A 13,183-nucleotide genomic window follows, 5' to 3' on the forward strand; every position below is an offset into this window, starting at 1 on the left:
CTAATCATACAGGATAATTACGGATTGCGAAAGCGAAAGGAAGAAGAACAAACCGCATTGCACAATTTGCTCCGGCAACCCGGCTTCCCTTGTTCATAGTTGAATTCTCGTATGTATTCGGGGGATCGGCTGTTTTTTTAAGCTATGCAAAACTATATTTGCCCTTTTGTCTGTATTATAGACAGCGCCTGTGGTTGTTATGCTGGTTAGGGCAGATCGTTACGGCCGATACCTTGATATGAGCGGCAGTGTGGTTTACCGGGCGGAGTGACCTTTGACTGGGTAGCGTAAGCGGAATTGTCCCACCTGAAAGAGAAGGTGCCGCGTATGTATACAGCGCCCTTTTTTTAGATGGCTAAGAACGCTCAAAACGGCCCTTTCTGTATCAGATACAGTTTGTTTATACTCTTTAAAGCCGGTATGGGGATGTGTACACATGGTGCGGGCAGCATCAGATTATTTCAACAATCGAGGCTGTACTATAGATACTGTAAACGAACAAGATAATATAACGATCTGGATACTAAAACGGAATACTACCGTAATAAAAGGGAAACCACTGCTGTACGGGCATATAAATAGACAAAAAAAAGAAACACCCATAACAGCTTAAAAAGCTGTTTCGGCGGCGGACGTATGAAAAGGAGTTGCTTCCCCCTCATACGTCCGCCGAGGTGTTTCAAAATGATGTCGGCTTAGCTGTATTATAACAGGGGCTTGATGGTGTATCTGTGATTGACGTCACATCAAACCCCCAGTTTCACATTTTTTCCAAAAGAATGCGTGAGCCGCCTCCGCCCTGCTCAGCAGGCACTACAATCAGCTTGCGCGGGAGACGTGCCCGAAGCTCGGGTACGTGGCTGATAATACCGACGGACAGCTGATCGTTGTGCAATCTCTCCAAGGATGTAATGACGGTGTCCAGCAGCTCCGGATCCAGTGTGCCGAAGCCCTCATCCAGGAAGAAGAACTGCAGAGGGTACTGCCCGCGGAGCTGAATCTGGGCGGATAAAGCCAGTGCCAGCGACAGCGAAGTCAGGAAGGTCTCACCGCCGGATAATGTGGAGACCGGACGCTTCACCCCGCCGTTGCCATCATCGCGGATCACAAAGCCGCCGCCGGAGTCCACTTCCAGCGCATAACGCTGCTTGCTCAGGAAACGCAGCCGCTGCGAAGCAGCCTGGCATACCTGCATCAGCTGTTCTTCGGCAATATACTCCACAAAGGCATTGCCGCGGAGAACAGCCTGCAGCTTCGACAACCGGTCCTGCAGCGCGGCATGTCCGGCACGCTGTTCCTCAAGCTCCATCCAGCGGACATGGCGGTGCTGCAGATCCTCCAGGTCACGCTCAGCGCGGGCCCTGCTCTGCAGCGAGCTCTCGTCGTCGTCCTTGCAGGTCTGCAGCGCCTGCTGGCTCTCCTGCCACTCGGCGTCGCTCAATTCCGCACCGTCCAGCTTCTCTTCAACATTCCGCAGCTGCAGCGTAACTTCAGCTTCATGATCACGGTGCGACCGCACACGGGCTGCGGCACTGCTCCGTTCTTCGGGCGACAGTGCTGCCGCTTCAACCTCGGCAGCTGTAGCAAACGGCGAGGAGTTCAGACTCTCCTCCCACTGCCCAGACGCTGACGCGCAGTGTTCCCGTGCCGACTCTGCCGCCTGAAGGGCGATGGCAGCCTCTTTCACCTCATGCTGCGCTTTTTCTGCAGCCCGTTTGTGGGCCTGTCTGGTACTGTCCAGGGCCGACTGCAGCTTCTGCAGCTTCTGCTCGCATTCCGCCAGCAAAGCAGCTGCCGGACGGCCGCCTGTCCATTGATGCAGGCGCTGCTCCTTCTCATGTTCCAGCGATTCTTTGCCCTCAAGCTGGGCAGACCACTGGACGAGCTCCTTGTCCAGTCCGGCAATCTCCTCCTGCAGAGCCTGCACAGCAGTACTCTTGTCATCCAGAAATTTAACGCTGATCTCCAGCCTGCCTCTGATCTCCTCTGCCTGCTCATCCTTCGCGAGCATTTCGCGGTATGCCTTCTCAGCCTCATCCGGGATCAGTTCCGGGAACTGCTGCGCCCATTGTTCCTTCAGCGTGATCAACCGTAAAGACTGCTCTTCCGCCTTGGCGGCAAGCCCCGCTACCCAGGCAGTTTCGGCTTCGACTGCGGCAGCTTCTTTGTGGCAGAGCTGCTGCACTTCCTGCATGGACCGCTGCCACTCGGCGGCACTGCGGCGAAGCTCGGCAGAGCGGACCTTGAAGGAAGCAAGCTGTGATTCCAGCGCAGACAATTTGTCCTTGTCAGGGACGTCAGAAGCCTCCGGAGACGCCGCTGAATGGAGATCACCGCCCTGCTCCACTCCTGCCGCCGCCGGGGTCCTCAGCGAATTGCCCGCTTCATCCTCGCCATAGACCTGCTCCAGCCAAGCCCCGTCCTGCTCCAGCAGGCTCCGCAGCAGCTGGCGCGTGTCCAGCGCATATCTTTCCAGACTGCGGTTCTCCTGCAGGCTGCGCTGAAGCTCTTCCTGCTCCCCGCCGTCTGCGCTTAGCGCCGGCGACGGGTGATGTTCACTGCCGCACACCGGACACGGCTGCCCGTCCTGCAGGTCACGGGCAAGCGTAAGCGACAGCCTGTGCACCTCCAGCTCCTTCAGCGCTGCTTCAAGCCCGGCGCCGCGCTGTTCCAGGCGCGCGGCGGCAGTCCCTGCGGCAGCTTCCGCGGCCCGCAGCTCCTCCTGGTGCAGCGCGGCCGCGGCGATCTCTCCGCCGCGGGCCGCCTCAAGCGCCTGCCGCCGGCCTTCGGCAGCGGCCAGCCGCGCCTCTGCAGCCGCGAGCACCGCTGTGCGCTCGCGGCGTTCACGCTCCGCCGTCTCCCCCTGGGAGGTGGCGGAGCGCAGCTCCTGCAGTCTCTGCATCGCTTCCTGCAGAGACTGCCGCTCCTGGGAGCGGACCGCAAGCGGCTGCAGGCTCTGCTGCAGCTCTTGCTGGCGCTTTTGGCCCTTGGCCAAAAGCTCACGCTCCCGGTCCATGCGCTCCCGCCGCGCGGCAAGCCCGCTTGCGGTCTCGTCCCGGCGCGCAAGCACCGCGGCGCGTTCCTTGCGCAGGCCGCCGAGCTCGGCTTCCAGCTCCAGCGCGCGGCGGTACGTGTCGGCCCCCGAACGGAGGGCCGGCTCTTCCTCGGCCAGCGCAGCCTGCGCGGCGGCCTCGGCTGCCGCCAGTACAGCAGCCTCCTGCTGTGCAGCTGCAGCTAAAGCTTCCTGGCCCTCCGCCCGGGCCACCCGGTTCTTCCAGGCCTCTTCCGCGCTCCGCCAGGCCTTCAGGGCAGGCAGCCGCTTTTCGGCTTCGTCTGCCTTGCCCAGCTTCTGCTCCAGCAGCAGGATGCCCTCCTCCTGCCGGAGCAGTTCCTGCCGCTGCAGCTGCCGCCGGGAGCGCTCCTCCTGCAGCTCGCGGATCTTCGCATAGCGCTCCGCAAGCCGGAGGGCTTCCTCCAGCCTCCTGCGGCATTCCGCAGCATGGCGCACAGCTTCCTTAAGTCGTTCAGCAGCGGCTTCAACATCGGCTTTGCCTGCGCTGCCAAGTCCCTGCTGCTCTGCTTCAAGCGCACGCAGCGCAGCCTCGTTCTCCTTGACCCGCCGGCTGAGCTTCAGTGCCAGCTGGTCGCCGTACTGCTCCAGATGAAAGAGCCGCTGGAGCATCTGTCTGCGGTCCACGCCGCGCAGGGACAGAAATTCGGCGAATTTACCCTGCGGCAGTACCACTGCCCGGGTAAAATCGTCCATTTTGAGGCCGATATGCTCCTCCACGCAGCGGGTAACATCCGCCAGCTTGTCCGCCATTACATGGTCGCCGTCTTCGGTGACTCCAATGAACCGGCTGATCGTATTGCTCACCGACTGCTCTCCGGTACGTTTGAATTTGCGTTCCACGCGGTAACGGCGGGGACCGCTGGAGGAGATGAGCTCAAAGGTGAACGCCACGCTGAGCTGATCCTCGGAATGGTTCATAATTCCCTGTGTCCCGTTCACAGCCCGCTCCACCTTGCCGTACATCGCCAGGGTTATCGCATCCAGAAGACTGGATTTGCCGCTGCCGGTAGGCCCGAATATGCCAAAGAGCCCCGTCTCTGTCAGACTCGCAAAATCTATCTCCTGCTGTTCCCGGTAGCTTTGCAGGCCGGAAACCTTTAGTAGAATCGGCTTCACCCTAGTTCACCTCCCCTTCCTCCGGCTGGCGCCGTTCTTCGTCTTCCGTCAGTTCCAGAAACAGCTCAATGAGGCTGTCCTCAGGCTCGGCCCCGCCGGTCTGTCGCTGATAGAATCTGCGGAACAGCTCCTGCACCGGCATCCGCGAGCGGGACTGCTCCTCCAGTTCAAGCTCCATCTGCGGATATACCGGACGGATATGAATAATGCCGTCCCGCGATTTGCGCAGCCGCTGAATATCGTTCATCGACATGGCTTCCGTGAGACGCAGCTCCAGATCAATAAAAGCATCGATATCCTTGCCTTCCTCCAGCCAGCTGTAGACCTCCTGCAGACCGCCGGCGGATTTCCAGTTGACCAGCGGACGTCCACAGCGGAGAAAGATCTCCTCGAAGGATGGCTCTCCGCCCGGGGCCACATCAATCAGCGCTACCGACTTCGCCTGGCCTGCTTCCGAGAAGCTGTAAGCCAGCGGTGAACCGCTGTAGCGGATCATTCCGTCGCCTTTGACCCGCTGGGAACGGTGCAGGTGACCCAGCGCTGTATATTGCGCTCCGCAGGACAAGGCTGACGGATCTACAGTGTAGGCTCCGCCTACCTGGATCGGACGCTCCGAGTCGCTTTCCACACCGCCCAGCACGTAGATATGGCTCATGGCCAGATTCACCGTCTGCGGGGTGAACTCCCTGCCGAGCAGCTTCATCAGCTTGCCGACGCGTGCGCTGTAGGCAAGCCGGAGTTCACCTTCTGCGCTGTCGCCGGCCAGCAGCTCCCCGAGTCTGGCTTCAGAGGGATACGGGAGGGCTGCAATTCTGGCAATTTCACCCGTGCGTGCAGCATGAACCGTTACCGGATCAGAAGTAGGCATCCCCACCAGAGTTATGCCCTGCCTGTGGACAAGCGGGGAGACGGAAGCTACGCGTTCCGGCTGGTCATGGTTGCCTGAGATGACCACCAGCGGTCTTCCGCCGGCCGTTAACCTGGCGGCAGCTTCATAGAACAGCTGCTCCGCTGCTGCCGGCGGGTTGACAGAGTCATAGACATCTCCCGCCATCAGAATAAGATCCGCTTTGGAAGAATCGGCAATGTCCACGAGCTCGTCAATGAACTGCTCCTGCTCCTTCTGCCGGCTTCTCCCTTCCAGGGTACGGCCCAAGTGCCAGTCTCCCGTATGCAATATGCGCATTGTTTGCCCTCTTTTCCCCGCCCATCATGCGGCATTCATAGATTCCTAGATTTCTTCATATCATACTCTATCTAATACTTTTATAGTTTCACTGCATGTCCGCCGTCAAAAAAGTACAGCCAGATCTCATCGACCGGCTCGCCCAAAATATCATAAAGTGCCTTGCTGTACAGTTCGAGCTGGAACCGGTATCTTTCTCTCAGCGCTTCCAGTCCGCCCTTATGCTCAAGAACAGCATCTGTTTTATAATCGAGCAGAATCAGCCGCCCGTCCTCGCGGAACAGGCAGTCGATAACGCCCTGGATCATCACGGCCTGGCGGGCACTGCCGGCTCTCTGCTCCTCAGAAAGCCCCGATACAGCCCCGCCCAAAAAGTCCAGTCCGCGGTATGCTTCACCTGCCGGTACCATGTAACTGAACGGCTGCTCTCTGCGTTTCCATGCTGCCTGCTGCAGACGCTGTCCAAGCTCACTTGCACAGAAAGCTTCTACGTCATCCAGGTCAACGGCTTCCGCCTGTTCCGCAGTGAGAATGGCCACCCGAGTCAGATGCGCCATCGTCATCTCCAGAACCTGCCGGTCCACCGGCCCGTCCAGCGGAATATGCTGCATCACCGTATGGTAGGCCGTCCCCCGCTCCGTACCCGACAAGCCCCGCTTTTCCATAAACTTCGGACGCTGGAGATGAAGACTGTCCGCTCCGGCAATCCGGTTACGTCCTTGTCCGCTGTCTGCGGAACGCACCTCCTCAAGTAAATCAAAGGAAGGCTGGTCCTGCATCGAGAGCATTGACTTGAGCTCTGTAACCGAGGTCTTGGCCGGAATGCCGGAAGCAGCAGCATAGGGGTACTGCCATTCCAGCCGCTTGGTAATCTCAGGTTTTGACGGCGTGGCAAAGAATGGAACGGCACGGCCCCGGCGCAGCGCTTCATTGGCCTGGCTGCGTTCCCCGTTTTGCGCATCTTCGTCATTTCCGGCGGCAAAAGATCCCGAGCCGAGCTCGGAAGACGCCAGCACACGGATGCTCCAGTTGGAATCATCGCTGTGAAGCACCGTTGATACGGTACCTTCCGTACCGCCGAGCTTGCGCAGAATCGCCGCACCGGGATGGCGGATCAGCGCCGGTCCCACCCAGTCCAGATAGCTGCGCCCCCGGGCCAGCAGATGATCGGCAAGCAGCAGCTCTTCACGGCTTTGCATCCGGCTCCAGCCTGAGACCGTGCGCGGCAGATCTCTTACCGTACCTACGAGAATCATCTTGTCCCGCGGCCGGGTCAGGCCGACATAAAGCACCCGCATTTCCTCGGCCAGCAGCTCAAGCTTTGAACGGCGGTTAATCGCCAGATAAGGCAAGGTCGGATAACTGACGCGTGTCTCCCGTTCCACAAAACGCGGCCCGAAACCAAGCTCCTTATGCATAAGGAACGGAGAGTACAGATCCTGACGGTTAAAAGGTTTGGCCATCCCGGCCAGGAATACAACAGGGAACTCCAGGCCTTTGGATTTGTGGATGGTCATAATTCTTACGCCCCCCGCCTCTTCGCCGGTTCCTCCGGCTGCACCGAGGTCACCGCCGTTTTCCCTCAGCCTGTTAATAAAGACGAGAAAACGGAATAATCCGCGCGCAGAGGTATCATTCTCGAACTGTACAGCCCGGTCGTAAAGTGCCTTAAGGTTATTCTGGCGCTGGAATCCGCCGGGAAGACCGCCGACCCATTCCAGATAGCCGCTTTCGCCGTAAATACGCCAGATCAGTGTACTGAGGCTGCCTTGACGGGCGGCATCTCTCCAGCCTTCAAGCAGGCTCATAAAATGCTGAAGCTTCCCGCGCAGCTCCGGAGAGATCGAGGCCTGGGCCTCCAATCTCAAGGCCGTTTCCTCATTGAAATCCGCCGCTCCCGCTGCTCCTGCCGCCAATTCCGGCGGGACAATCAAATTGCTGGCTCTTAAATACTCATATGCTGCAGCCGCTTCTCCCCCTGCCGGAAGGTCTGGAGATACAGCTTCAGCTGTCACCGCAGCTTCAGCGGCAGCCGCCTGTCCGCAGGCGGCTGCCGTCAGTGCATCATAAAAGGAACCCGGACTGCACAGCCGTACAGAGGCCAGCTCCTCTTCACTCAGGTTCACTACAGGCGAACGCAGCACTCCGGCAAGCGGAATATCCTGCCGCGGATTGTCCACCACCTGCAGCAGTGACAGGGCAATCTCCACTTCGGTAGCCTGGAAATAACCTTTGTTCTGGTCACCGTAGGCAGGAATGCCTTCAAGCCGCAGCTCCTCGATCACCAGAGGTGTCCATATGCGGGCAGAGCGCAGCAGAATGACGATATCGCCGTAAACCACCGGACGCATAATCTTCTGGGATTTATCATAAATCAGCAGCGGCTCACCGCCGGTCATGCCGGTCATCTGTGAAATCCGCCGGGCAATGGCCCGTGCTTCCAGCTGCGCCGTCTCGCTCTCGGCAGCTTCATTCTCCTTGGCAGGAAGCTCCCCGTCTCCGGAAGACTCCTCAGGCCCTCCGGCCGGTGCCTTCCCCCTGTCAATGATCAGCAGCTCCGGGGCAAAATAAGTATCCGGCCCCTTCTCCTCCGCTCCCGGGAAGTTGGCACCGTAGACCAGCTCGGCACGTTCGTCATAGCTGATCTCCGCCACGGTTTTGTCCATGATCTGGCGGAAAATCATATTCACCGCATTTACGACCTCCATGCGGCTGCGGAAGTTACGCGCCAGATCAATAACCATCCCCGGAGATGTACTGCTGCTGTCGGATTCAGCGGAGTGTGCTAATGAATCATCTGCTGACGGATCAGACGCTGCAGCATCTGCCGCTCCAAAGCTCCGGTACTTGTCCAGGAACAGCCCCGGTTCGGCAAGCCGGAAGCGGTAAATACTCTGCTTCATATCGCCGACCATAAAGCGGTTGCCCGGAGCTTCACGGGAAATCAGCCGGACTATCTCCTCCTGCACGCTGTTCGTATCCTGATACTCATCAAGCAGCACTTCATCGAACTGGTCCCGGTACTCCATGGCCGCATCGGAAGGCAGGGAATGGCCCGGAAGGGAATCCGGATGGCGCAGAATCTGCAGGCAGTAATGCTCCAGATCACTGAAATCGACCATACCGCGTCCGGCTTTTTCGGTTCTGTAACGTTCCCCGAATTCAATCACGGTTTCTGCCAGCTCCCGCATCAGAGGAGCCGCCTCGTGCAGCTCCTTCAGAAACGCCTCAGCCGGACGTCCAAACAACGATTTCTGGAGCTCCAGCAGACTTTTTTTCACACTTTCGCGCAGCTCTTTAACCGTCTCCTGGAGACCGGGATCCGTGGCATCCTTCTTGCACGGCTTCAGCTTGCCGAATGATATTTCCATAAAAATGTCGTAGTGCTCCGACCACGGACGGGTCTCCAGTGCGTTCTGAAGCCCGTGCACCATTTCAAGATCAGCAGCCAGATTCTCCGCATAAGGTGCAGGACCTCCGGGCTGCAGGGCAATCTCCCGGCCCTGCTCCAGCTGGCTGACTGCTCCGTCCAGCGCCAGCTTCGCCTCGGCGAGGATGCTCTGCACCCAGGCCGTACCGCTTAGCGCTTCCGTATCCGGCAGGGAGAAATCGGCTGCGGTATCCCGCAGCCACTGCGCCGGCCAGGGATGGCTGCGGGCGAAATCATGCAGCCGCTGAATCAGTGCATGCACGGCATCGTCGCTGCGTTCACCGCTGAACCAGTCGGCAAGTCTGACGAAGACTCCGTCTTCCCCGTCCTCCGTAACTTCGCCGTATTTCTCTTCCAGCAGCTCTTCCAGTATTTCCTGGCGCATCATTTCGGCTTCATGCTCATTCAGAATCCGGAATCCCGGGTCAATCGGGATGATCTGATAGTACCGCCGGATCACTTCAAGACAGAAGGAATGCAGCGTGGTGATGGAAGCCTTGCCCAGGAGGGCGAGCTGGCGGCGCAAATGTCCGTTTCCTTCTGCATCCTCTCCAGGGCTGTTTTCACTTTCCTCCAGCTTGCGCTCCAGCGCTTCACGGATCCGCTGCCGCATTTCAGCAGCTGCCGCCTTGGTGAACGTTGCTACCAGCAGCCTGTCCACGCTGAAGCCGTTCGCCTCAACGCTGATTTTGCGGATAATCCGCTCGACCAGCACCGCGGTTTTACCGGAGCCTGCCGCTGCCGCCACCAGGATGTCGTCGCCGCTCTCCGCTATTGCGCGCCACTGGTCGTCGCTCCAAAAGCTTCCTTCCGGCTTTGCTTCTACAGGTGCTCTCTTGTTCACGGCTTCTCTCCTCCTTTGTGGGACAGCAGGTCCCAAATGACTTCCTTGCCCGGCTTGCCGAGATTGTTATACCCGTTGCCTTCCACAGCCTCATCAAACTGGCATACCGGCCGGAATGAGCAGAAGGTGCATGCCGTCTCCTGCTGGATGCGGTACGGCTGGATCGCCACGTCCCCTTCCGTAATGCGCGTCCCGATTTCCGAAATATTGCTCCGTACTGAAGTCAGCAGATGTCTCCACTGCTCGGGTGTAGCGACGGAAGCGCTGCTGTAAAAGCTGCCGTCACTTTTCAGCGCTACAGGAACAATCGAGGAATACCCTTTGTCGAGTGTAGTGTCCATCAGTGAAACCACCTCGCGGTCGGCTGTCAGCAGCCCCTTCATTTTGAACCGTTTCAGCAGCTCCTGCTCCGCCTGCTCCCGGTTCATTCCGTTCGGCGAGGACAGCAGCGGATCATGCACATGGAAATACAGCGTTCCTGCAGGCAGTGCAGTCTTGCCCAGCCACTGTTCGGAATAGGTCAGCAGCACATCCAGATAGGTCAGCATCTGCAGCGACAATCCGTAATACACTTCATGCAGCTTGAGGTCCTTCTGGCTGGATTTATAGTCAATAACCCTCAGCAGTACCCCCTGCTCGCCTTCCGCCATATCGACCCGGTCAATCCGGCCGACCACTTCCATCACACAGCCGTTCGGCAGTGTAATCCTCAGCGGCGGCAGATCTTTGCCCGGGCCGAAATCCAGCTCCAGCCCCACCGGCTCAAAGCTGCCCCTGCGGGCATGCTCACCCAGAATGACCGATGCGCGGCCCACAATATTCTTGAGCTTGCGGGAAATATACCCGTAACGTTTGCTGCTCATCAGAATTTCACCCTGCAAGAGCGGTGCCAGACGGTCGACCGTCTCACCGGCTTCCCGGCGGCATTCCTCTGCCGTCATGCTGCCCCAGCCGCGGCCCTGCTTCTGCAGACGCACAGCCATATCGCTGAGGGCGGCGTGGAACAGCTGGCCAATGTCGGGCGCCTGCAGCTTGTAGAGCTGGCGCTCCTTCAGCCTCAGCCCGTAGGAGGCAAAATGGGAAAATGCGCAGGCGGTGAACTTCTCCATCCGCGATACGCTGCCGCGCAGCGTTGAACCGCCGTACAGACGGAGGCTGGTCTCCCGCTTTAAGGTTTTGCCTTCATTGCGGTAGAACAGCGATCCCAGCAGCCGTCCAAGCTCCGTTCTGCGTTTTTCGTCACCTGCAAACCAGTTGTAGACATCCCACCATATTCCGGGAATCTCTACACCCTGGCGCCACTGCCGCAGCTGCATAATGAGCATGCGCAGGGTCTGCTCCGGATGGCCTATAAAGCTAAAGTGCAGAGCTTCGCCCGCATCCGTCTCACCTGGAGTTACTGCCGGAGGGAACCCGGCAAGTGACTGCTCCTTCAAGGCATCGGGGAACATGCCGTGCAGATGGCGGATGATCTCTGATGGCAAGAGCGCTTTGCCTTCTTCATCTGCAGAGGCATAGCTGATCCATAATTTCCGGCTCGCTGTCGTCAGCGCATTATAGATAAGGAAGCGTTCATCCAGCAGCTTCCGTGACGAGCCGGGGGACAGCTCCATTCCCGCGTTCTCCAGAAGCAGCCGCTCGCCTTCTGAAAGGATACCGTCTTCTTTGAATTGTGCCGGTACCACCCCTTCGTTAAAGCCCAGCAAAAAGGCATACTTCACGCCCGATACCCGGGTCCGGTCCATCGTCCCTACCAGTACCTGATCCAGCGCTGGCGGGACAAGCCCCATCTTCAGCTCGGCAAGTCCGGTCTCCAGCACACCGGAGAACAGCTCAAACTCCAGCCTTTCCTTGCCCATCATCTCAGCAATCTGGTCCAGCAGATCAAGTACTGCACCCCATAACTGGGTATGCTCACGGGCCTTTTCAGGCTCACCCCGTTTCAGTGCCTGCGCACCCATCCGCTCCAGCTTACGCGCTGCATCTGTCTCCTGAAGCAGCAGGAACACGGCTGTACACAGTTCCAGACCGCTGCGGCTTTTCTTCACTCTTTTCTCAAAGGCATGCAGGGGAACCGTGATACTCTCCCGGCACTGCTCCATAAGGAGCAGCTGGGCTTCATCTACAGCCTGACTGCCTTCCAGCGACAGGCTCGGAATCCCCTTCCACGACCGTCCGTCGGTCCAGCGGTAACCCTGAATGCCGCAGGCCAGGACGTAGTTCTCCAGCTGGTCCATGTCCTGACGCGTAAGGCTGCCGTCCAGCGGAAGCAGAAGTTCTGTTTTGACGCAGCGGAACACATCCTCATAACGCCAGCGGCGGCGGATGACATCAAGCGCGGAGCGGATAAACTCCACCAGCGGATGATGCAGCTCATTCACCTTCTGGTCAAGGAAGAACGGAACTCCATAGTCCTGGAATAATGGAGAGATCAGCTGTTCATAATCACCGATATTGCGCATGAACACGGCCATTTCGCCGTACTTTGCCCCCTCTTCGCGGGCCAGCCGGATCATTTCGCGCAAGGCACCCTCCACTTCCGTCCTGCGCGATGCGGCGGAGCTGATTGTGATAGCCTCAGCTGCCTTATCCGCATCCCCGTTCCAGCGGAACCGGCGTCCGAATCCGCGCTCCAGATGAGCCAGTGCCGGACTTTCCGCAAAACGCGGAAGCACCGGCGGCGCCAGCAGCTCGTCCCAGACCGCAAGGCCCATCTCCTCAGCCATTCCTCGCAGCTTCATGTAAGTTACCGCTGCAGGATGGAACAGCTCCAGTTCATGCGGAGCCATCCCCGGCGGATAGATCCGGTCAAGCGTAAGCGCCACTGTCATCTTGGAGGCGTGCTGCATAAGTTCCCGCAGGACCGTAAACTCCTGGGCAGTAAAGCCGTGGAAGCCATCCACCCAGATTTCGGCACCGCGGACAAAGGAAGAATCGGCTATCCGCTCCGCCAGCTCGGCCAGCCGGTCCTCCTCATCAATGTACAGCTGCGACATCTCTTGTTCCAGCTCACTGAAGACGATGTGCAGATCATCCAGCTTGCCGGCAAGAATCGGGCTGTTCCCAATGGACTCACGCATATTGGACAGCTGCTCCTCAAGATCGGCAGCGCCCAGGCAGCAGCTTTTGAGCTCGGTATGCAGGCTGCTCAGCCGCTCAATAAAACCGGGTCTGTCCGATGACGCACCGAACAGCTTCAGCTCTTCCTTACGTCGGCTGACAATTTTGTAGATCAGCATTTTTTTGCCTTCTTCGCTAATGGGCAGACTGGCGCTGCCTCCGGTCTCCTGCTTTACCCGGTAGGCCAGCCGTGAAAAGCTGAGCGTCTGGGCACGGATGCTCCCTTTCACGTTCCCGGCACTTAAAAGGCCCTGTTCCGCGCCGAACGAGCCCTGCTCGGGAACCAGCAGAATAATCGGCGTCCCCATCGGCTCCGCCGAAAGCTGTGCGGAGACTGTCTCCCGGATCTTCGTAGTTTTGCCGCTGCCCGAGCGGCCGATCAAAAAATGAACCGTCATCACAGTAGACCCCTTC

General features: G+C 58.8%; 4 protein-coding genes. All 4 read right to left on the bottom strand.

The features are described 5' to 3' along the window. Positions 1 to 760: 760 nt before the first annotated feature. The gene (locus tag C2I18_RS04905; RefSeq protein ID WP_249900162.1) at positions 761 to 4,189 is read right to left on the bottom strand and encodes an AAA family ATPase; all 3,429 of its coding nucleotides are present in this window, start codon (positions 4,187 to 4,189) and stop codon (positions 761 to 763) included. 1 nt (position 4,190) lies between these two features. Then, positions 4,191 to 5,375 carry an exonuclease SbcCD subunit D gene (locus tag C2I18_RS04910; protein WP_249900163.1) on the bottom strand — a complete coding sequence of 395 codons (1,185 nt, stop codon included), beginning with the start codon at positions 5,373 to 5,375 and terminating at the stop codon, positions 4,191 to 4,193. Between the two features lie 80 nt (positions 5,376 to 5,455). Next, positions 5,456 to 9,649: a UvrD-helicase domain-containing protein gene (locus C2I18_RS04915; protein ID WP_249900164.1), complete on the bottom strand. Its 4,194-nt coding sequence runs from the start codon at positions 9,647 to 9,649 to the stop codon at positions 5,456 to 5,458. Then, on the bottom strand, positions 9,646 to 13,167 hold the full coding sequence (gene addB / locus C2I18_RS04920; RefSeq protein ID WP_249900165.1) for a helicase-exonuclease AddAB subunit AddB: 3,522 nt from the start codon (positions 13,165 to 13,167) through the stop codon (positions 9,646 to 9,648). Before addB ends, C2I18_RS04915 begins: the two co-directional genes overlap by 4 nt. Positions 13,168 to 13,183: the final 16 nt, after the last annotated feature.

Source organism: Paenibacillus sp. PK3_47 (genome assembly GCF_023520895.1).
Taxonomy (GTDB): Bacteria; Bacillota; Bacilli; order Paenibacillales; family Paenibacillaceae; genus Paenibacillus_AQ.